General features: G+C 69.1%; 18 protein-coding genes. 12 read left to right on the forward strand and 6 right to left on the reverse strand.

The features are described 5' to 3' along the window. The first annotated feature begins 54 nt into the window (after positions 1-54). From trmH to ACZ48Y_RS06980, 6 genes are all read left to right on the forward strand, one after another. Positions 55-702, forward strand: a complete 648-nt coding sequence (gene trmH / locus ACZ48Y_RS06955; RefSeq protein WP_464739784.1) for a tRNA (guanosine(18)-2'-O)-methyltransferase TrmH — start codon at positions 55-57, stop codon at positions 700-702. Continuing rightward, positions 699-1,370 carry a futalosine hydrolase gene (mqnB, locus tag ACZ48Y_RS06960; RefSeq protein ID WP_464739786.1) on the forward strand — a complete coding sequence of 224 codons (672 nt, stop codon included), beginning with the start codon at positions 699-701 and terminating at the stop codon, positions 1,368-1,370. Before trmH ends, mqnB begins: the two co-directional genes overlap by 4 nt. Positions 1,371-1,418: 48 nt before the next feature. Then, positions 1,419-2,699 (forward strand): ABC transporter substrate-binding protein, encoded by a 1,281-nt coding sequence (locus ACZ48Y_RS06965; RefSeq protein ID WP_464739788.1) that lies wholly within the window; start codon positions 1,419-1,421, stop codon positions 2,697-2,699. 80 nt (positions 2,700-2,779) lie between these two features. After that, positions 2,780-3,670, forward strand: a complete 891-nt coding sequence (locus ACZ48Y_RS06970) for a carbohydrate ABC transporter permease (RefSeq protein WP_464739790.1) — start codon at positions 2,780-2,782, stop codon at positions 3,668-3,670. After that, positions 3,670-4,509, forward strand: a complete 840-nt coding sequence (locus tag ACZ48Y_RS06975) for a carbohydrate ABC transporter permease (protein ID WP_464739792.1) — start codon at positions 3,670-3,672, stop codon at positions 4,507-4,509. Before ACZ48Y_RS06970 ends, ACZ48Y_RS06975 begins: the two co-directional genes overlap by 1 nt. Continuing rightward, positions 4,506-5,309, forward strand: a complete 804-nt coding sequence (locus ACZ48Y_RS06980) for a PfkB family carbohydrate kinase (protein ID WP_464739794.1) — start codon at positions 4,506-4,508, stop codon at positions 5,307-5,309. The genes ACZ48Y_RS06975 and ACZ48Y_RS06980 overlap by 4 nt, the downstream gene beginning before the upstream one ends. On the opposite strand, the gene murA is transcribed toward ACZ48Y_RS06980, so the two are convergent. Then, positions 5,306-6,580 (reverse strand): UDP-N-acetylglucosamine 1-carboxyvinyltransferase, encoded by a 1,275-nt coding sequence (gene murA / locus ACZ48Y_RS06985; protein WP_464739796.1) that lies wholly within the window; start codon positions 6,578-6,580, stop codon positions 5,306-5,308. The genes ACZ48Y_RS06980 and murA overlap by 4 nt on opposite strands. Positions 6,581-6,701: 121 nt before the next feature. On the opposite strand from murA, the gene ACZ48Y_RS06990 reads away from it, so the two are divergent. From ACZ48Y_RS06990 to gatB, 3 genes are all read left to right on the forward strand, one after another. Next, a complete protein-coding gene (locus ACZ48Y_RS06990) occupies positions 6,702-6,920 on the forward strand; it encodes a transcriptional regulator (RefSeq protein ID WP_464739798.1) in 219 nt (72 codons plus the stop codon). 4 nt (positions 6,921-6,924) lie between these two features. After that, positions 6,925-8,742: a protein kinase domain-containing protein gene (locus ACZ48Y_RS06995; RefSeq protein ID WP_464739800.1), complete on the forward strand. Its 1,818-nt coding sequence runs from the start codon at positions 6,925-6,927 to the stop codon at positions 8,740-8,742. A gap of 146 nt (positions 8,743-8,888) precedes the next feature. Continuing rightward, positions 8,889-10,295: an Asp-tRNA(Asn)/Glu-tRNA(Gln) amidotransferase subunit GatB gene (gatB, locus tag ACZ48Y_RS07000; RefSeq protein ID WP_464739802.1), complete on the forward strand. Its 1,407-nt coding sequence runs from the start codon at positions 8,889-8,891 to the stop codon at positions 10,293-10,295. On the opposite strand, the gene ACZ48Y_RS07005 is transcribed toward gatB, so the two are convergent. Continuing rightward, entirely contained in the window at positions 10,292-11,629 is a 1,338-nt protein-coding gene (locus tag ACZ48Y_RS07005) for a cobyrinate a,c-diamide synthase (RefSeq protein ID WP_464739804.1), read from the reverse strand. The genes gatB and ACZ48Y_RS07005 overlap by 4 nt on opposite strands. Positions 11,630-11,684: 55 nt before the next feature. Between ACZ48Y_RS07005 and ACZ48Y_RS07010 the strand changes: the two genes are divergently transcribed. Next, complete coding sequence (locus ACZ48Y_RS07010; protein WP_464739806.1) at positions 11,685-12,533, forward strand: VOC family protein; 849 nt, start codon at positions 11,685-11,687, stop codon at positions 12,531-12,533. A gap of 131 nt (positions 12,534-12,664) precedes the next feature. Here ACZ48Y_RS07010 and ACZ48Y_RS07015 read toward each other — a convergent pair whose 3' ends face one another. From ACZ48Y_RS07015 to ACZ48Y_RS07030, 4 genes are read right to left on the reverse strand one after another with little or no spacing between them, the layout of a single operon-like run. Further along, on the reverse strand, positions 12,665-13,171 hold the full coding sequence (locus ACZ48Y_RS07015) for a hypothetical protein (protein ID WP_464739808.1): 507 nt from the start codon (positions 13,169-13,171) through the stop codon (positions 12,665-12,667). A 44-nt stretch (positions 13,172-13,215) separates the two neighbouring features. Next, positions 13,216-15,036: a cytochrome c oxidase subunit I gene (locus ACZ48Y_RS07020; RefSeq protein ID WP_464739810.1), complete on the reverse strand. Its 1,821-nt coding sequence runs from the start codon at positions 15,034-15,036 to the stop codon at positions 13,216-13,218. After that, on the reverse strand, positions 15,036-15,818 hold the full coding sequence (coxB, locus tag ACZ48Y_RS07025; RefSeq protein WP_464739812.1) for a cytochrome c oxidase subunit II: 783 nt from the start codon (positions 15,816-15,818) through the stop codon (positions 15,036-15,038). Before coxB ends, ACZ48Y_RS07020 begins: the two co-directional genes overlap by 1 nt. Beyond that, entirely contained in the window at positions 15,818-16,624 is an 807-nt protein-coding gene (locus ACZ48Y_RS07030; protein WP_464739814.1) for a hypothetical protein, read from the reverse strand. Before ACZ48Y_RS07030 ends, coxB begins: the two co-directional genes overlap by 1 nt. A gap of 164 nt (positions 16,625-16,788) precedes the next feature. On the opposite strand from ACZ48Y_RS07030, the gene ACZ48Y_RS07035 reads away from it, so the two are divergent. Further along, on the forward strand, positions 16,789-18,417 hold the full coding sequence (locus ACZ48Y_RS07035) for a sensor histidine kinase (protein ID WP_464739816.1): 1,629 nt from the start codon (positions 16,789-16,791) through the stop codon (positions 18,415-18,417). After that, a complete protein-coding gene (locus ACZ48Y_RS07040; protein ID WP_464739818.1) occupies positions 18,414-19,043 on the forward strand; it encodes a response regulator in 630 nt (209 codons plus the stop codon). The genes ACZ48Y_RS07035 and ACZ48Y_RS07040 overlap by 4 nt, the downstream gene beginning before the upstream one ends. The last annotated feature ends 159 nt before the right edge of the window (positions 19,044-19,202 follow it).

Here is a 19,202-nt window from a genome sequence, read left to right on the forward strand (position 1 = left end):
TCCCCAGGCTAGCGCGCAAGGCGGGGGACATTCTTCCTGATAGAATCGGCCTCGATGCCCACCGACGCGCGCCTGGCCCGCATCCGCGAGGTGCTCGACCGGCGCCAGCCGGACCTCACCGTCTTGATGGAGAACGTCTCCAAGCCCCACAACTTCTCGGCCATCCTGCGCACCGCGGACGCGGTCGGGGTCTTCGAGGCCCACGCCGTGCACCCCACCGGGGGCGTCCCCACCCACCACGACACCGCCGGCGGCGCGGCGAAGTGGGTCTATCTGCGGGTGCACCCGGACGTGGAGCGCGCGATCGCCTACCTCAAGGGCCGGGGGATGCAGGTCCTGGCCACGCGGCTTTCCCCCGACGCCGTCGACTACCGGGAGCTCGACTACACCCGCCCCACCGCGATCCTCCTGGGCAGCGAGAAGTGGGGGGTGAGCGAGACCGCCGCGGCCCTCGCCGACCAGGCGATCGTCATCCCCATGCTGGGCATGGCCCAGAGCCTGAACGTCTCGGTCGCGGCCGCGGTGATCCTCTTCGAGGCCCAGCGCCAGCGCCTGGCCGCGGGGCTCTACGACCGCCCCCGGCTGGACCCCGCGACCTACCAGCGGGTCTTCTTCGAGTGGGCCTATCCCGAGCGCGCCGCCGAGCTCAGGCGCCAGGGCCTGCCCTACCCGCCGCTCGACCCTACGGGACGGCCGCGATGATCCTCCTGGTCAGCGCCACCCCCTTCGAGGCCGGGTTCCTCGAGGCCCGCGCCGAGGAGAACTGGCGCTTTCGCGGACGGCAGGGGCTCAGCGGCCGTGGCTGGCGCTGGCTGGAGGTGGGGGTGGGCAAGGTCAACGCGGCGATGACCCTCGCCGCCTACCTGGAGACCGCCCGGCCGGAGGCGATCGTGGCCCTGGGGATCGGCGGGGCCTATCCGGGGAGCGGCCTGGGGCTGGGCGAGCTGGCGCTGGCCTCGAGCGAGATCGAGGCCGACCTGGGAAGCAGCGCCGGGCTTAAGCCGCTGGGGTTTCCCGCGCTCTCGATCGGGGGCCGGAGCTACTACAACCGCTTCCCCACCGACGAGGCGCTCACCCGCCGCCTGGCCGAGCGCCTGGGGCTCTTCCCGCTCCCCTTCGTCACCCGGGACAAGGTCTCCGAGGACCTCAAGGAGGCCGACGCGGTGCGAAAGGCCTGGGGGGGCGCGGTGGAGAACATGGAGGGCGCGGCGCTGGCCCGGGTCGCGCTCTGGCACGGCCTGCCCTTTGCCGAGCTGCGGGGGATCAGCAACCTCGCCGGAGTGCGCCGCAAGGACGCCTGGCGCCTCGACGCGGCGCTCGCGGCGTTGGCCCGGGGGGTCTGGTTGGGGCTCGGCTTGGACGCATCGTGATGTGAAACGTGATGTAAAATAGCTTCCGGAACCAAAAGGAGGTGGCGTATGCGAATCGGTAAGTGGTTCAAGGCGCTCTTGGCGTTCGTGGGCTTGGCGTTTTTGGGAACGGGCCTGGCCCAGGGGGTCACGGTGACGATCTCCTGCGGCTCGGTCGGCAAGGGGTACAACTTCTGTAAGGAAGGGGCGGAGGCCTGGGCCAAGCGCACCGGGAACAAGGTGCGCGTCCTGGCCTCGCCGAAGTCCACCACTGACCGCCTCGCGCTCTACCAGCAGCAGCTCGCCGCCGGCAGCCCGGACGTCGACGTCTACATGATCGACGTCATCTGGCCGGGCATCCTCGGCGAGTTCTTCGTGGACCTCAACCAGTACATCGACCCCGACGTCAAGGAGGCCTTCTTCCCGGCCTTGATCAAGGCCAACACCGTCGACGGCCGGCTGGTCGGGCTGCCCTGGTTCACCGACGCCGGCATCCTCTACTACCGCACCGACCTCTTGAAGAAGTACGGCTTCAGCGGGCCGCCCAAGACCTGGGACGAGCTCAAGGCCATGGCCGAGAAGATCCAGGCCGGCGAGCGCAAGACCAACCCCAAGTTCTGGGGCTTCGTCTGGCAGGGGGCGCCTTACGAGGGCCTGACCTGCGACGCGCTGGAGTGGATCTACTCCTACGGCGGGGGGACGATCGTCGACGAGAAGGGGAACATCACGGTGAACAACCCCCGCGCGGCGGCGGCCCTCAAGATGGCCCGGTCCTGGGTGAACACGATCAGCCCGCCGGGGGTCCTGGCCTACATGGAGGAGGAGGCGCGGGGCGTCTGGCAGGCCGGGAACGCTGCCTTCATGCGCAACTGGCCCTACGCCTACGCGCTGGGCAACAGCCCTGAAAGCCCGATCCGCGGCAAGTTCGACGTCACCGTCCTGCCCAAGGCGGCGACCCCCGAGGGCCGCCACGCGGCGACGCTCGGCGGCTGGCAGCTCGCGGTGAACCGCTTCTCCAAGCACAAGCAGGAGGCGGTGGACCTGATCCTCTACCTGACCAGCTACAACGAGCAAAAGCGGCGGGCGATCTACGGCAGCTACCTCCCCACCCGTCCGGCGCTCTACAAGGACCCCGACGTGCTCAGCGCGGTGCCCTTCATGGGCCGGCTCTACGACGTCTTCGTGAACGCGGTGCCGCGTCCCAGCGCCCAGACCAAGAAGAAGTACAACCAGGTCTCCTCGGCGTTCTGGACCGCGGTGCACACCGTCCTCGAGGGCAAGACCACCGCGGAGATGGCGCTCCAGCAGCTGGAGATGCAGCTCAAGCGCATCAAGGGCAAGGGCTGGTAGGCCCCCGCACCGTGGTGCAACCGCAAAGGTTTCGACCCGATTCGGCCCGGGGCTAACCCCCGGGCCCTTTTGGAGGTGGCATGCCCCGACGCTTGACCCTCGCCGCCCGCCGCGCCCGCATCGCCTGGACCTTCCTCCTCCCCACCGTCTTGGTCCTGCTCGCGGTCGCCGCGTACCCGCTCTTTCGCACCGTCCAGCTCTCCTTTTATCAGGCGAACCTGCTCGACTACCCGCTGCGCCCGGAGTGGGTGGGCCTGGCCAACTACGCCTACATGGTCCAGGACGCCTACTGGTGGATCAGCGTCAAGAACACCGTGATCTTCGCCGTGGTCTCGGTCAGCCTGGAGACCCTCTTGGGCCTGGGGATCGCGGTGCTGGTCAACGCCCGCTTCCCCTTGCGGGGGCTGATGCGCACCGCGATGCTCATCCCCTGGGCGATCCCCACCGTGGTCAGCGCCCAGATGTGGCGCTGGATGTACAACGACGTCTACGGGGTGATCAACGACCTCCTGCTGCGCCTGCACCTGATCCAAAAACCCGTGGCCTGGCTCGCCGACCCCCACCTGATGCTCCCGGCGATCATCGCCGTCGACGTCTGGAAGACCACCCCCTTCATGGCGCTCTTGCTCCTGGCCGGGCTGCAATCGATCCCCTTCGAGCTCTACGAGGCGGCGACCGTTGACGGAGCCAGCCCGGTGCAGCAGTTTTGGTTCATCACCCTGCCGCTTTTGGTGCCCGCCCTCTTGGTGGCGTTGATCTTCCGCACCCTCGACGCCCTCCGGGTCTTCGACGTGATCTACGTGATGAGCGGGGTCAACCCCTCGACGATGAGCATGTCGGTCTACGCCCGGCAGCAGCTCGTGGACTTCGGGGACCTCGGCTACGGCTCCGCCCTCTCCACGGGCATCTTCCTGGTGATCGCGATCTTCGTGGTCCTCTACCTGACCACGCTGCGGGTGGAGGTGGACTGATGCGGCTTTGGCGGGTCCTCAAACCGGTGCTCTTTTACCTCCTGGTGTTCGTCGTCTTCGTCTATCTGGTCTTTCCCTTCTACTGGGCGGTGGTCAGCTCCCTCAAGAGCCCCCAGGAGCTCTTCCAAACCCCGGTCACCTACTGGCCGACCCACCCGCGCTGGCAGAACTACCGCGACGTCTTCACCATGCAGCCCTTCGGGCGCAACCTCCTCAACTCGACCGTGGTCGCGGGGACCACGACCCTCCTCGCCCTCTTGCTCGGAAGCTTTGCCGGGTACGCGATCGGGCGCTTTCGCTTTCCCGGGAAGCGGCCGGTCTACTACGCGATCCTCGCGGTGAGCATGTTTCCCCAGATCAGCGTGCTCGGGGGGATGTACGTGCTGATCAAGGCGCTCGGGCTCTACAACACCTGGGGGGCGCTGATCTTTTCCTACATGATCTTCACCCTGCCCTTCACCGTCTGGGTGCTGACCAACTTCGTCCGCGAGATCCCCATCGAGCTCGAGGAGGCGGCCTACGTCGACGGGGCCACCCCGACCCAGGTCCTCTTCTACGTCCTCTTGCCCCTGATGGCCCCGGGGCTGGTGACCGCCGGGCTCTTGGCCTTCATCGGGGCCTGGAACGAGTTCCTCTTCGCGCTGACCTTCACCATCGACGACCGGGCCCGCACCGTTCCGGTGGCGATCGCCTTCTTTAGTGGGGCCAGCCAGTACGAGCTGCCCTGGGCCCAGATCATGGCCGCGAGCGTGATCGTCACCGTGCCCCTGATCCTGCTGGTGCTGATCTTCCAGCAACGGATCATCGCCGGCCTCACCGCGGGAGCGGTCAAGGGATGATCCTCGCCGCCGGGGAAGCGCTGGTCGACGCCCTGCCCGAGGGGGAGGGCTACCGGCTCTTTCCCGGCGGCGCCCCCTACAACTGGGCGCGGCACCTGGGCCGGGCCGGGGTGCGAGCTGGGTTTTCCGGGGTGATCGGCAGCGACCGCCACGGCGCGCGGCTGATGGAGGGGCTCAGCGCCGACGGGGTGGCCTTTTTGGGAAGGCGCAGCGACCGCCCCACCCCGCTGGCCCTCGTCGAGCCCGAGGGCTTTCGCTTTTGCGCCGAGGGGAGCACCCTTTTCGAGACGATCCCCCTGCCCCCGGCCCGGGCCTACCTGCTCGGCTCCCTGGCGCTGGCCCTGGGGACGGTGGGGCTTCCCAAGGCGGGGTACCTGGCCCTCGACCCCAACGTGCGCCCGGCGCGCTTTCCCGAGGCCTACCGCGCGCGGTTTCCCCGGATCGCCGCCCACGCCGACCTGGTCAAGCTCTCCGAGGAGGACGCCCGCTGGCTCGGGGGCGCGCACCTCGCGCTCGCCCGCCGCCTGGCGCGACGGGTGCCCCTCGTCGTCCTCACCCGGGGCGAAAAGGGGGCGCTCGCCTTCCTGGGCCAGGCGGTGCTCAGGGCGCCGGCCCGGCCGGTGCGGGTGGTGGACCCCACCGGGGCCGGGGACGCGTTCTTTGCGGCCCTCGTCGCCGCGCTGGACCGGGCGGGCTGGCTCGTGCCCGGGCGGCGCCCGCCGAAAGCGGTGGTCGCCGCCGCGCTCGCCGCCGCGAGCAGGGCCGCGGCGGCGGTGGTCGGCCGGCCGGGAGCGCTTTAGTCGGCGGCGCTCGCCATCCAGGGCCCCTCGAGGCCGATCTCGGCCCCCAGGGCGCGGAGCTTTTCCACCGGCTGCTCGTAGCCGCGGGCGATGTGCTCGAGCCCCTCGATCCGGCTCTGCCCCCGGGCGGCCAGGGCCGCGACCAGGAGCGCGCCCCCCGCGCGGATGTCGTACGCCCGCACCTCGGCGCCGATCAGCGGCTTGCCGCGGATCGCCAGCACCCGGTCGTTGAGGCTCAGGTCGGCCCCCATCCGGGCCAGCTCGCCGACATGGGTGAAGCGGTCGGGGTAGACCCGATCGGTGACCAGGCTGGTGCCCGGGACCGTGGCCAGGTAGGCCCCGGCGATCGGCTGCAGGTCGGTGGGGAAGCCCGGGTACTCGCGGGCCTCGAGGTTGAAGGGTTGGGGCTCGGGGGTGGCCTCGATCGCGATCCAGTTGCGCCCGGCGCTCAGGCGGTGGCCGCTCTCCCTGAGCTTTTCCAAAAGCGCGTCGAGGTGCTCCGGCCAGGCGTTCAAAAGCCGCACACGGCCGCGGGTCGCGGCCGCCGCGAGCAGGTAGGTGCCGGCCTCGATGCGGTCCGGGATCACCCGGTGCTCGGCGCCCTTGAGCCGGGGCACGCCCTGAATCTCGATGAAGCTGGTGCCGGCGCCCCGGATCTTCGCCCCCATGCGGGTCAAAAACCGCGCCAGGTCCCAGATCTCCGGCTCCTGGGCGGCGTTGACGATCGTGACCTCGGACGCGCCCAGCGCCGCGGCCAAAAGGACCTGCTCGGTGCCGCCGACGGTGGGCACGTCGAAGACCACCCGGCCGCGGAAGGGGCCGCGGCGCTCGGCGTAGAAGGCGCCGCCCTCCTCGACCACGTGGGCCCCGATGCGCTTGAGGGCCATCAGGTGGAGGTCCACCGGCCGGGGGCCAAAGGCGCAGCCCCCGGGCATCGAGACCTGTCCCTCGCCGGCCCGGGCGAGCAGCGCCCCCCAGACGATGAAGCTCGCGCGCATCCGCGAGACCAGCTCGTAGGGAGCGTCGGTGCGCAGGATCCTCGGGGTGTAGAGGTGCAGCGCGTCGCCCTCCCAGGCGTGCTGGGTTCCAAGGTGCCCGAGGAGCTCGAGCATGACCTCGATGTCCCGCAACCGGGGCACCCCCCTGAGCGTCACCGGCTCGTCGGTGAGCAGGCTCGCGGCCATGATGGGCAGCGCGGCGTTCTTCGCCGGGCTGACCTCGATCTCACCCTCCAGCGGACGGCCTCCGTTTATGATGAGCGCGGCATTCACCCTGGGCCCCTTTCGGCTTCGTTGAGCAACTTGCTCAACTTACTCATATGCATTATCGAGCGCCCATGCGTCGTTGTCAACAAAACGCGCCTGGTGCTAAAATGAAGCGCCCGGAGGCCCGATGCCCAAGAAGGAGAAAAAACGTTTGCAGGTCGTGATTAGCGAGGAGCAGGACGCCCTCCTAACCAAGGCCGCCTACGAGCTCTCAAGCCCCGAGCGGCTGGTTTCCAAGTCCGAGGTGGTGCGGCTGGCGATCGAGAAGATCGCCCGCGAGCTGGAGTCCGGCAACCTGGCGGTCGAAGACCTGATCCAAGCCCTCAAAGAGGACGAAGAGGCCTAGCGCAATGCAGCGGCTTGGCGGGCGCTACCGCCTGGTGCGGCCGCTCGGCCAGGGTGGCATGGCCGAGGTCTTCGCCGCCTGGGACGAGCGGCTCGAGCGCGAGGTGGCGATCAAGCTCCTCTTCGGCCACGTCCACCCCACCGAGCGCGCCCGCTTCGCCCGCGAGATCCGCGCCCTGGCCCGGCTCTCCCACCCCGGGGTGGTGGCGATCCACGACCTGGGGGAAGAAGAAGGCCGGCTCTACTTCGTCATGGAGCTGGTCGAGGGCGGGCCCTTCGACCGGCTCGGCCCCTTCGAGGAGGGGGCCGAGGGGCGGCGCCTGCTCAAGGCCGCGCTGGAGGTCCTGGATACCCTCGAGCACCTGCACCAAAAGGGGGTGATCCACCGCGACCTCACCCCGGCGAACATCCTCACCACCCCCGAGGGCCACGCCAAGGTCATGGACTTCGGCCTGGCCTACCTCCGGGACGCCAGCGCCGACCTGACCCGCACCGGGGTCACCCTGGGCACCCCGCAATACATGGCCCCGGAGCAGGCCACCGGCGAGGCGCTGACCCCGGCGGTGGACCTCTACGCCTTCGGCGCGGTGCTCTACAAGGCCCTCACCGGCAGCCCCCCCTTTAGCGGGGAGCACGACCAGGCGGTGCTCTACAAGCACGTCTACGAGCCGCCGACGCCCCCCCGGGAGAAGAACCCGGCGATCCCCGCGGCGCTCGAAGCCCTGACCCTGCGCCTTCTGGCCAAGGCGCCAAAGGAGCGCCCGGCCAGCGCCCGCGCCGCCAGGCGCCGCCTCTCCCGCATCGCCCACGCCCTGACCGAGCGGGCCTACCAGACCGCCCGGGCCGGCGCCGCCCGCAGCGGCCACTACCCGGCCGGCCCCTTGAGCCCCGAGCGGCTGGTCGCCGCCCCGCCCCTCAGCCTGGGCGGCGAGGGCCTCTGGCCCGGGGAGCTGGTGCAAAAGGGCGACCGGCTCGCCGTTCCCCTGGGGCGGGGCGGGGTGGCGGTGGTCGAGCGCGACCAGGTCAGGCGCTTGGCCGCCGAGGACGAGGTCACCGCCCCGCCCCTCTTCAGCGACGCGCTCTACTACGCGGACTGGGAGGGGCAGGTCTACAGGGACGGGGCCCGGCTCTTCAAGACCGGCGCCGAGATCACCGCAAGCCCCCTCGAGGCCGGGGGGCTTTACTTCTTCCCCTCCCGCGACGGCCGGCTTTATGCCTTCGACGGGGAGAAGGTGCGCTACGCCTTCGAGGCCGGCGGCCACCTCTCCGCCGGGGCCACCCTCTACCGCGGCCTCCTCTTCGTGGCCAGCGAGTCCGGCTGGGTCTACGCCCTCAAGCCCGCCAGCGGCGAGCTGGTCTACAGGGTCGAGACCGGGCCCATCCACGCCCACATGCCCGCGGCCGGCGGGCGGCTCTTTCTGCCCACCTGGCAGGGGGAGCTCCACGCCTTCAACCCCCTGACCCACGAGGTGGACTGGACCTACGACCTCGAGGGCGAGCTCTGGGCCAGCCCCGCGGTGGGCTACGGCAAGGTCTACGCGGTCTCCTGGTCGGGCCGGCTCTACGCGCTGGATCAGGCAAGCGGCGACGAGGTCTGGACCTTCGAGGCGGGGCGGGTCACCGCCGGGCTGAGCCTGGCCGAGGGCGTGCTCTATCTGGTCAACGAGGCCGGGGTCCTCTTCGCCCTCGACGCCGAGACCGGCGCGGTGCGCTTCGAGCACCCGCTCCCCCGCGAGGTCTACGTCCCCCCGCTGCCCACCGAGCAGGGGGTCTGGATCCTCACCCACGACGGCCGCCTCTGGCGCTTTTTCGAGGCCGAGTGAGGCCCAAAACCCCGCCGAGCGGCCGGGTCCGGACCCGGTTCCCCTGCATAGGCTTGACGCATACCGCATACCGCGTTATCCTGAAGATAAGAGGCCGCGCGGAAAGCGCGGCGCTCGTGTTTTTGGAGGGCTATAATGCCGCTCGTATGTTCGAGCCGGTGATCGGCCTGGAGGTGCACCTCCACCTCAAAACCCGAACCAAGATGTTCTGCGGCTGCACCCTGGCCTACGGGGATCCCCCGAACACCCACGTCTGCCCGGTCTGCCTGGGGCTCCCCGGCAGCCTCCCGGTGGCCAACGAAGCGGCCATCGAACACGGCCTCAAGCTGGCCCTGGCGCTCCACTGCGAAATCCCCGAGACCACCCAGTTCCACCGCAAGCACTACTTCTACCCGGACCTGCCGAAGAACTACCAGATCAGCCAGTACGACCGGCCCATCGGCGAGCACGGCTACCTGGAGGTCAAGGGCCGCCGCATCGGCATCAAGCGCCTGCACCTGGAGGAGGACGCGGGCAAGAGCCTGCACCCCGAGGACGACGAGCGCGCCACCCTGGTGGACCTCAACCGCGCCGGCGCCCCCCTGGTCGAGCTGGTGACCGAGCCCGAGATTCAAAGCCCGGAGGAGGCCCGAGCCTTCCTCGAGCACCTCCAGGCGATCGCCCGCACCCTTGGCGTCTCCGACGCCAGCCCCGAAGCGGGCAAGATGCGGGCCGACGTCAACGTCTCCCTGCGCGGCCGCGACGGCGCGCTGGGGACCAAGGTCGAGATCAAGAACCTGAACTCCTTCAAGAGCGTCGAGCGGGCGATCCTCTTCGAGATCAAGCGCCAGACCAAGATCCTCAAGACCGGCGGGCGGGTGCAGCAGGCCACCCTGGGCTGGGACGAGGAACGCGGCAAGACCTTCGTCATGCGCACCAAGGAGACCGAGTCCGACTACCGCTACATGCCCGAGCCGGACCTGCCGCCGCTGACGATCCCCGCCTCCCGGCTCGAGGCGCTCAAGGCGGCGATGCCCGAGCTCCCCGCGGAGAAGGCCGCCCGCTACCTGGCCCTCGGGGTGCGCCGGGAGGACGCCGAGCGGATCGCCTTCGACGTCTTCGCCGCGGCGTTCTTCGACGAGGCCCTGGCCCTCGGCGCCCCGGCGGAGAAGCTCGCCCACTGGATGGCCGAGGTTCGGGGCCGGCTGGCCGCGAGCGGGCAGAAGCTCGAGGCGGTCCCCCTCACCCCCGCCGCCCTGGCCGCGCTGGTGCGCCTCGTCGCGTCGGGGACGATCACCGGCCGCGCGGCCAAGGAGATCCTCCCCGAGGTCATCGCGGGCGCGGACCCCGAGGCCCTGGTCGAGGCCCGGGGCCTCAAGGCGGTGACCGACGAGGGGGCGCTGATCGAGCTCGTGGAGCGCGTGATCGCGGACAACCCCAAGGTGGTCGAGGAGATCAAGGCGGGCAAGGCCAAGGCGATCAACGCCCTCCTGGGCCAGGTGATGAAGGCCACCCGGGGCACCGCGCCCCCGGACAAGGTTCGCGCCCTGATCGAAGCCCGCCTGCGCGGCTAGCCCGGCCGCTCCCCGCCGGCGGCGCGTTCCACGAAGCGCCGGGCCGCGTCGGGCGCGGCGGGAAGGTAGAGGTGCACGTAGCTTGCGAGGACCCGGCCGTCGGTGTGGCCCTCGACGCCCTGAGCGTGGCGCCAGGCGGGTTGGGGCGAGGGCGGCCGGGTGGAGTAGTGGAACTCGTGGCCCTTGAGGACCCAGCCCTTTTGGGCCAGGGGGTTGTCCCTCAACGCTTGGACCTCGCGGTAGCCGAGGATCGGCCTGGTGCCCAGCCGGGCCACGCCGGGAACGAGGCCCACCATGGGAAACCGGCCCTCCTCGGTGAGGAGCGACTCGGAGAGGTACATCAGCCCGCCGCATTCGGCGTAGATCGGCCCCTCGAAGGCGCGGAGCGCGCGTCGCATGGCCCTGTTTTGGGAAAGATCCCGTGCGTAAAGCTCGGGGTAGCCGCCCCCCAGCCAAACCGCCCCCACCCCCTCGGGCAACGCCGCGTCCTCGAGCGGGCTAAAAGGGACGAGCTCGGCGCCCAGCAGCTGCAAGAGCTCGAGCGCCTCCGGGTAGTAGAAGCCAAAGGCCCGGTCCTGGGCGATCGCGATCGCAGCCTGGGGCGGCCTCGGCTCAGTGGGCAGCCGGTGCGGCCGCGAAGGAAGCGGCGGGGCGGAGCGCGCAAGCCGCAAGAGGCCGTCGAGGTCCAGGTGCTCGGCGAGGGGCAAGAGCCGTTCCGGACTGAGCCGCGCCTCCCCGGCGAGGACCAGGCCCAGGTGCCGCTCGGGCAGGGAGAGCGCCTCCGACCGCGGCAGGTAGCCATAAAAGGGAATCCCCGCGGTGGAAAGCGCCGTGCGCAGAATCTCGGCATGCCCCGGGGACCCCACGCGGTTGGCGATCACCCCGGCGAGCCAGACCCCGGGATCGTGGTCACGAAACCCCTTGGCCAGCGCGGCGATCGAACCGGCCATCGCCTCGGCGTTCACCACCAAGACCACCGGGGCGCGCAGGTGGCCGGCCACCTGCGCGGTCGAACCCACCCGGCCCAGTGGGTCCTTGCCGTCGAAAAGGCCCATGACCCCTTCGACGAGGGCCAGCGTCGCCCCCCTGGCCCCGCGGCGAACGACCTCGAGGAGCTCCGGAGGCTCCAGAAAGAACCCGTCCAGGTTCCGCGCCGTCCGTCCCGCGGCCGCCGAGAGGTGGGTGGGATCGATGTAGTCCGGCCCCACCTTGAAGGGCTGAACGCGCATCCCCCGGGCACGCAACGCGGCCGCCAGCACCGCGGCGACGGTGGTCTTGCCCGACCCCGAGGCGGGGGCGGCGAGGACCAGCCGCGGCAGGTCATTTCCGGCCATGCGTTCGAGTCTAACCGCGCCCCGGGTCGGATAGGCTAGAAGAGGAGGCGGACCGATGACCTTTGCTTTACCCGCAGCGTCGCGGTTGACGGGGTTCTCCCTGCGCGTTCGCGACCTGAAGGCGGCGCTCGCCTTCTGGCGCGACGTGTTGGGCCTTGAGGAGACTACCCGGACAGGGGGCACGCTATGCCTCGCCCCTCCCGGTGGGGGGTTCACCCTCGAGCTCGTGCACGACCCCACCGCACCGCTTCGCCCCTACCCCACGGTGGGGCTCTACCACGTCGCCCTGCGGCTCCCCGATCGCAAACGCCTCGGGGCCGTCCTGCGTCGGCTCAACGCGGCCCAGATCCCCCTCGAGGGCGCCGCCGATCATGGGGTCTCGGAGGCCCTCTACCTGCGCGATCCCGAGGGCAACGGGGTGGAGCTGTATCGCGACAAACCCAAGGGCACCTGGCCCCGCCCCAAGGACCGCCGGGGGGTGCTCATGTTCACCGTGCCGCTGAACCTAGAGGCCCTCGTCGAGACAGCGCCCGAGGACGCTCCGCTGCCCCCCGACACCCGGTTTGGGCACGTCCACCTCCACGTGCCCGACCTCGCCGAAGCGGAAACCTTCTACGCCGGCGACCTGGGGCTTTCCGTCACCCAGCGGAACTACCCCGGGGCGCTGTTCTTCGCCGCGGGGAACTATCACCATCACGTGGGCGCGAACACCTGGGCCGGGCAGCGGCGTGCCCCGCCCCACGCGACCGGGCTGATCGGCTACACCTGGCGGGTGCCCCCAGGGACGCTGGCCCGGCTCGAACCCCATCTGCGCGCCTGGAACCGCGCCTTGACCAAGGAAGGCGGGCGGCTACGGCTTCTGGACCCGGCCGGGTCCATCGTGGAGATCGAGGAAGGGCGCTGATCCGATCACGCGCTCGTATCGGGGCCCTTTTCTTCACTTTCGGCCACCCTGTAGAACCATAAGGCAAAGACCAGGAACATCAGGAGGGAAAACCCGATCCAAAACGGCCACCAGGAAACCATCCTCACCTCCTACAGCACCAGGAAGACCAACACGAAGGCCAGCCAAACCAGGCTCACGAAACCCCAAAACAACGCTCCCGCCTCCAAAACCCAGGTGTTGTCGGGCGTCAGACCCCCCAGGCGGGTTTTCGACCAGAGCGCGCTCAACGCAATCGCGCCGGCAAGCGCGTGCAGCAGGTGCAGACCCTCGCCGAGGTAGTAGTGGGAGGCGTAGGGCTCGCTCGCGGGAAGACCCACGGTGAAGAGGTCCGCGATCAAAAGCCCCACCGCGACCCAGGCCAACGCTACCCCCCAGCCCTGTAGCCCGACGGAGCGCGCCACCTCCCCTTTCCGCAACGCCCCCAGACCCTGCCGCGCGAAGAACCACCCCGCCCACAGCACGGCAGCGATCAAGAGCGGCAGGGCGCCAAGCCCGAGCGGGTTGCCGGTCCCGGTATAGAGAAACCGCGAAGCGAACACGGTCACGAAGGCCACCGCTTCGGCGAAGACGAGGAGCATGAAGGTGCCACGGTACATTCGCACCTCTCTTGCGCGCGCAGCAGGGGAGCTGGCCTCGTGCATCAGCCTTCCTCCTTTCCGTAAGCGTAAAAGCTGCCCTGGACCACCGGAGTCTTCTCGAAGTTGTGGTGCGGGGGCGGGGAGCTGGTCTGCCACTCCAGCGTCTTGCCGCCCCAGGGGTTGTCCGGTGCCCTGGCCCCCCAGATCCAGCTGTAGACCAGGTTGACGAGGTGGAGGAAAAAGCCCAACCCGAGCAAAAAGGCCCAGACACTGATCCACTGGTTGATTCCCTGGAGGTAGGGCAGGTACTCGGCGATCCGCCGGTTCATCCCCTCGATGCCCGCGATGTGCATGGGGAAAAAGGTCAGGTTAAACGCGATGAACACCCACCAGGCGGCGATCTTCGCCAGCGTCTCGTCGTACATCCGGCCAGCGTACTTGGGAAACCAGTAGTAGAGCGCGGCCAGCCAGGCGAAGACCATGCCCCCGATGATCGTGTAGTGGAAGTGGGCCACCACGAAGTAGGTGTCCTGCATCATCAGGTCGGAGGGGACGTCAGCCAGGAAGATGCCGGTGGTGCCGCCGATCAGAAAGTTCACCATGCTCATGAGCGCGAGCAGCATCGGGGCCGCGAGGCGAATCCTGGCCCGCCACAGGGTGGCCAGCGCGACCATGAAGATGAACCCCGTCGGAATGGAAATCAGCTCGGTGGTGGTCATGAAGGGAATCCAGCGGTCGTTGAGACCGGTGGTGAACATGTGATGGGTCCAGACCACCGAGCTCAACAGGGCCACCCCCAAAAACCCCGCCACCGCCCAGCCGTACCCCGCCAGGCTACGGCGGCCGAAGACCGGGAGGATCTCAAGCCATAGCGCCCAGGCGGTGAGGATGATGATGTAGACCTCGGGGTGCCCAAAGAGCCAAAAGAGGTCCTGCCAGACCAGCGGGATTCCCCCGGTCTCGGGGTGGAAAAATCCGGTGGGAACGGTGCGATCCAGCACCCCCATGAGCATGGCGGTGCCGATCACCGGGACCCAGAGCAGGTTCAAAAACGAGGTGGCCACCATGCCCCACACGAACATCGGCAGACGCCAGAGGGTGAGGCCGGGTGCCCGCTTGTAAAGGACCGTGCCAATCACGTTAACCGCGGTGAGCACCGAGGAGATGCCCAGGGTGTAGGCCCCGAGGAAGTAGAGCACCCCACCCGAAGGGCCCTGGACGGAGAGGGGGGCGTACCCCGTCCACCCTGCCTCGCTACCGCCCAAGAGCGGACTCAGCGCGAAGGCCAGCACGCCGGGAATGACGAACCACCAGGAGATCCCGTTGACGTAGGGGAACGGCATGTCGTCGGCGCCGACCATCAAGGGGACGAAGTAGTTGCCGAACCCCCCTACGATGGCCACCACGGCGACGGCGAAGATCATCAAGCTGCCGTGAACAGCGACGACGGCGTTGTAGGTCTGGGGGCTCGCGAAGAAGTCGAGGGCGGGGCTCAGGAGTTCGGCCCGCATGAGCATGGCCATCGTTCCCGCCACCAAAAAGGCGAAGGCGCTGGCCCAAAGGTACTGGATGCCGATGACCTTGTGATCGGTGTTGAAACGGAAGTAGCGGGCGATGCCACTGCCCTCGTCGTAGTTTGCGGGCAGGCCAAACCAGGGCTTGACCCAGGCCTCCAGCGCCCCGCCGCCCAAAAGCCAGCCCACCAGGCCGAAAAGGTAGCCCACCACGAGGCCCCGATCGCTGTAGGGGCGATCGCCCAGGACCAAAGCCACCAGGCCGGCCCCGAGGAAAAAGCCGATGCCGCCCCACAAAAGCGCCCGCCAAAGGTAGCCTGTTACCCCGAAAAACGTGTGCTCGGACGTTCGAACCGGCTGAACCGCCATCACTCACCCTCCTTAGCCAAAGCCCGGCCCAGGGTCCCGCCCCTGGCCTGCACCCACTCGGCGAACGCCGCCTTCGAGACCACGCGCACCGGTGCCCGCATCCAGGCGTGGCCCAGGCCACAGAGCTCGGCGCACTGCACCCGGAGCCGGGGGTCCTCATCGCTGGCGATCTCTTCGGTGGGGGTAATGTAGACCACGTTCGTTCGTCCCGGCTCGGCGTCCACCTTCAGACGAAAGGCGGGGACCCAGAAACTGTGGATCACGTCTTTTGAGGTGACCTCGAACTTGACCGTGCGCCCCTTGGGCAGAACCAGCTCTTCCTGATCCTCCAGGCCCAGCTGGGGGTAGCTGAACTTCCAGCCCCATTGCAACGCGGTCACCTCGACCACCAGGGGATCCTTGACCTGGGCGGACCGGGCGATCCGTTCTAGGCCGTAGACCCCCGGGTAGATCACGAAGGTGATGTTGAGCAAAGCGCTCAGGCCCACCCACAAGAAGACGTAAAGGGGGTGCACTCGCCCGCCGACATCCCCCGTTTCCCGGGAGGAGCGCTCGCGAAAACGAAGCACCATGTAAACCAGGGAAACCACGATGAGGACGAAGCCGGTCACCGCGAAGTAGAGGAGGAAGAACACCGCTTCGTCGGAGACCTCGCCCTCAAGCGCGTAGGTCGGCGGGTAGCGGCGAATGATCCAGGGAACGAGAACCAGGCTAGACAGAGCGCCAAAGACCACCCACAAAATCGCCAGATTGCGCCAGTCGCGCGCGCGCTCGGGTTGCATCAGTGCCCCCCTTCTTCCCCGACGACCTGGAGCACGGCGCGCATGCCGGCGATATAGTGCGCCCCCTCACCGGCGAAGCAGCCGATCTGCCAGAGCCCCGGCTTGTCGGGGACGGTAAAGCGCAGCGTGAGGTAACCGCCGGGTTCGATCAGGAACATGTTGTCGCCGTGCATCTCGGCCATGTCCTTCATGAGGTCCATCCGCTCCTCTTTGCTCAGCCAGCTGCCCACGTACATCTGCATGGCCATGGCCATACCGCCCATGTTCATCGCGTCGCCTTCCATCGCCGGCGAACCGGCCATCGTTTCCTCTGGCTTTGGTGCCATACCCGGCATCCCCATTCCTTCCGACGAGCCCATGCCGCCCATCGGCATGGGCTCGAGGTCACCGCCCCGCACCTTGAGGTTGGGGGCCATAACCATCGATACCCCCTTGGCGTCGAGGACCTCGATCGGGGTGGCTCCGAAGAAGGGGACGTTGAAGCCGTGTCCGGGGAGGAGGCCGAGCTCGGTGGAGCGCAGGAAGGGGGCCTGCCCGATCATGATCTCGTGCTCGTGGCCGGTGGGGGGCAGGGCCGCGTTGACCAGCTTGACCGTGACGGTCTCACCGGCCCGCCAGACGAAGCGCTTGGGCAAAAAGCGGTAGTCCTCTAAAACGATGACCTGCATCCCCGGCCCCGCGTCCTCGACCAGCGGGGACTGCTGGCGGGCCAGCCAGGTGACCAGCAAGGCCAAAGCGACGAAGAGGACGAAGGCCGAAGCCAGCGAAGGCGATCTCGGTAACACGCTCACGGAACCCTGGGTCATGGATGCCTCCTCGCAACAAGGTTTCCCGCTCCTGTTATGGAGGAACGGCCGGCCCAGCCACAATCCGACGTATTGGGGACATATGTCCCTCGAACGGGGGACAGCCTGGCGACCCGACGCGTAGCGCCAGCCGGGCCAAGCCCCTAAACTGGGAAGCACGGGTCATGACGGCGGGTCATCGAAGGATAGCTCGGCTGCGAACCCCCCTGGTGCTGGCCATGGCGGTGGTGGTGGCGCTGCACCACCTGGTGGCCCAGAACCTCTCCCCCCGGTTGCACCTCGACTCCGAGCTGATCGTCTACGGGGTGATCGGGCCGACGGTTGCCTGGGTCATCCTGGGCTGGCTTGGGCGAAGCGTGGAGCGGGCCGAGCGCGAGGGCGAGGCGCACGCCAAGCGAAACCGTCAGATCGAAGCCCTGCACACCGCCAGCCGCCTGCTGGCCGGCGCGCGACGGATCGAGGACGTCGCCCAGCCCCTGCTCACCCTGGCCGTCCAGCTCAGCGAGGCGCAGGGCGGGGCGATCCTCTGGTACGCAAGCGAGGAGGGGCAGGGTTGGACGCGTGCCTCCGGCAGCCTGCAGGGTCATCCCGCGCTCGAGGTTCAAATCGGTCAGGCCCCCTGCCTGAGCTGCCAGGAGCCCCGCTGCGCCCTTTCCCCTGGATGGCGCTGCCTGCCCATTACCTTCGGTCCCGAGGTGCTCGGTCTCTTCTGGTTCGATCGACCCCGCTGGGACCCCACCACCCAGCAAAGCCTCCAGGCCCTGGCCAGCGAGGTGGCCATGGCCTGGTGGGGGCAAAAGGCCCAGGGTCAGGCCCTCTCCGCGCTTCGCGACATCGGGCAGGATTTCCGGGCGGTGCACGACCTCGAGGCCGCCGCCCCCCGCTTCCTGGCCCGCGTCCTCCCCGTACTCGGCGCGGTGGGGGCGGCGATCTACCGGGAAGGGGATGGGAAAACCCCCCTCCTTGCCGTGGGTTCCGATATCCCCCCGCCCCCCCAGGACGACGACGAGCGCTCCGGCAGCGACCGGAAAGGGCGGATGGCCTTCCTGCGGGCGGGGCGGGGCAAGGTGCTGGCGCTGGCCTTTCCCGCTCCCCTCACCCTACGGGGGCGCGACCACCAGCTGTTGGAGGTGGTGGCCACCCAGGCGGCCCTGCTCTCCGAGTTTGGCGAAGCCACCTCGGCGCTGATCTGGCGGGAACGCCGCCGCATCGCCCGGGAGCTGCACGATGGCCTGGCCCAGGACCTGGCCTCGCTGCATCTCGAGCTGCGCCGGCTCGAGCGCTTCTACCCCGAGCTCACCGAGGCGGCGAGCTACGCCCTTTCGATCTACGAAAGGGTGCGCAGCGGCATCGAGGACTTAAACGCCACCCCCAAGCCCGAGGAGGACCCGGTGCACTACCTGCACCGGGTCGCCCAGCGGCTGGCCCAGCGCGAGGGGCTGACGGTAGAAACCCATCTTCCCCCGCGGCTTGAGCTGACCGCGTCCGCCAAGGATCAGCTCGTGCGGGTGCTCCAGGAGGCCATCACCAACGCCGCCCGCCACGGCAAGGCCCGGCGCGTCGAGGTGCGGATCACCGAAACGGGCTCCGGCCTGACGCTCCGGATACGGGACGACGGCGTAGGGTTCGATCCCCGCCGCGTGCACGCGGCGGGCCACCACGGACTGCGCATCATGCGCGAGCGGGTCGAGGAGCTCAAGGGAACCTTCGCGGTGGAGAGCCATCCCGGGCGGGGCACCACGGTAACGGTCCGCATTCCCCGCGCGATCGGCGCGCGATCGGTGGAACGATGATCCGGGTCATGGTGGTCGACGACCACGCCCTCTTTCGCCGGGGCCTCGCCCGCGTCCTGGAGGACGAGGGCTTCGCGCTGGCCGCCGAAGCCGCCAGCGGTGAACAGGCCCTCGAGCTGCTCGAACGCCACCCCGCCGACGTGGTGCTGCTCGACCTGCACATGCCGGGCATCGGCGGTGTGGAGACCGCAAGGCGGCTGGCCGGGCGGGTCGCGGTGCTGGTGCTGACCGTTTCCGAGGGCGACGAGGACCTCTTTTTGGCCATTCAGGCCGGGGCCTCGGGGTACCTGCTCAAGAGCACCGAGCCCGGGGAGCTGGCCCGGGCCATCCGGCGGGTGGCGGAGGGCCAGGCGGTGCTCGACCCCAAGGTGACCCCCAAGGCCCTCCGGGCGCTACGCCACCGTCCCGCCCCCAACCTGCCCCAGCTGAGCAGGCGCGAACGGGAGGTCCTCACCCTGATCGCCGGTGGCCACTCCAACCGGGCCATCGCCGAGGCCCTTGGCATCTCCGAGCACACGGTCAAGACCTACATCCAGCGACTTTACGAGAAGCTCGGGGTTTCAAACCGGGTGGAAGCGGCGGTGGTCGCGACCGCCTACGGCATCCGGCAGCCCCCCTCACGTTAACCGCCATTTGGGGCTCCAACCGGAACACCAACGAGCTCCTCGATGCCCTCGGACTGCTCTATGTTGAACGGAACAAAGCCCTGTAAAGGGATCGCCCCTACGGGCGCGGCCCGCGCCCCTTGCAAAACCCCCGCGCCTTTGGCAAAATGATCGACGGCA

Source organism: Rhabdothermus arcticus (genome assembly GCF_055382915.1).

What these genes read in the sequence shown, in the direction of transcription:
- ACZ48Y_RS06965 (WP_464739788.1), top strand. Translation starts at nt 1,419, where the DNA reads ATGCGAATCGGTAAGTGGTTCAAGGCGCTCTTGGCGTTCGTGGGCTTG.
- coxB (WP_464739812.1), bottom strand. Translation starts at nt 15,818, where the DNA reads ATGCAACCCGAGCGCGCGCGCGACTGGCGCAATCTGGCGATTTTGTGG.
- ACZ48Y_RS06975 (WP_464739792.1), top strand. Translation starts at nt 3,670, where the DNA reads ATGCGGCTTTGGCGGGTCCTCAAACCGGTGCTCTTTTACCTCCTGGTG.
- ACZ48Y_RS06990 (WP_464739798.1), top strand. Translation starts at nt 6,702, where the DNA reads ATGCCCAAGAAGGAGAAAAAACGTTTGCAGGTCGTGATTAGCGAGGAG.
- ACZ48Y_RS07020 (WP_464739810.1), bottom strand. Translation starts at nt 15,036, where the DNA reads ATGGCGGTTCAGCCGGTTCGAACGTCCGAGCACACGTTTTTCGGGGTA.
- gatB (WP_464739802.1), top strand. Translation starts at nt 8,889, where the DNA reads ATGTTCGAGCCGGTGATCGGCCTGGAGGTGCACCTCCACCTCAAAACC.
- ACZ48Y_RS07015 (WP_464739808.1), bottom strand. Translation starts at nt 13,171, where the DNA reads ATGTACCGTGGCACCTTCATGCTCCTCGTCTTCGCCGAAGCGGTGGCC.
- ACZ48Y_RS06970 (WP_464739790.1), top strand. Translation starts at nt 2,780, where the DNA reads ATGCCCCGACGCTTGACCCTCGCCGCCCGCCGCGCCCGCATCGCCTGG.
- ACZ48Y_RS07005 (WP_464739804.1), bottom strand. Translation starts at nt 11,629, where the DNA reads ATGGCCGGAAATGACCTGCCGCGGCTGGTCCTCGCCGCCCCCGCCTCG.
- mqnB (WP_464739786.1), top strand. Translation starts at nt 699, where the DNA reads ATGATCCTCCTGGTCAGCGCCACCCCCTTCGAGGCCGGGTTCCTCGAG.
- ACZ48Y_RS06980 (WP_464739794.1), top strand. Translation starts at nt 4,506, where the DNA reads ATGATCCTCGCCGCCGGGGAAGCGCTGGTCGACGCCCTGCCCGAGGGG.
- ACZ48Y_RS07010 (WP_464739806.1), top strand. Translation starts at nt 11,685, where the DNA reads ATGACCTTTGCTTTACCCGCAGCGTCGCGGTTGACGGGGTTCTCCCTG.
- ACZ48Y_RS07040 (WP_464739818.1), top strand. Translation starts at nt 18,414, where the DNA reads ATGATCCGGGTCATGGTGGTCGACGACCACGCCCTCTTTCGCCGGGGC.
- trmH (WP_464739784.1), top strand. Translation starts at nt 55, where the DNA reads ATGCCCACCGACGCGCGCCTGGCCCGCATCCGCGAGGTGCTCGACCGG.
- ACZ48Y_RS07030 (WP_464739814.1), bottom strand. Translation starts at nt 16,624, where the DNA reads ATGACCCAGGGTTCCGTGAGCGTGTTACCGAGATCGCCTTCGCTGGCT.
- ACZ48Y_RS07035 (WP_464739816.1), top strand. Translation starts at nt 16,789, where the DNA reads ATGACGGCGGGTCATCGAAGGATAGCTCGGCTGCGAACCCCCCTGGTG.
- ACZ48Y_RS06995 (WP_464739800.1), top strand. Translation starts at nt 6,925, where the DNA reads ATGCAGCGGCTTGGCGGGCGCTACCGCCTGGTGCGGCCGCTCGGCCAG.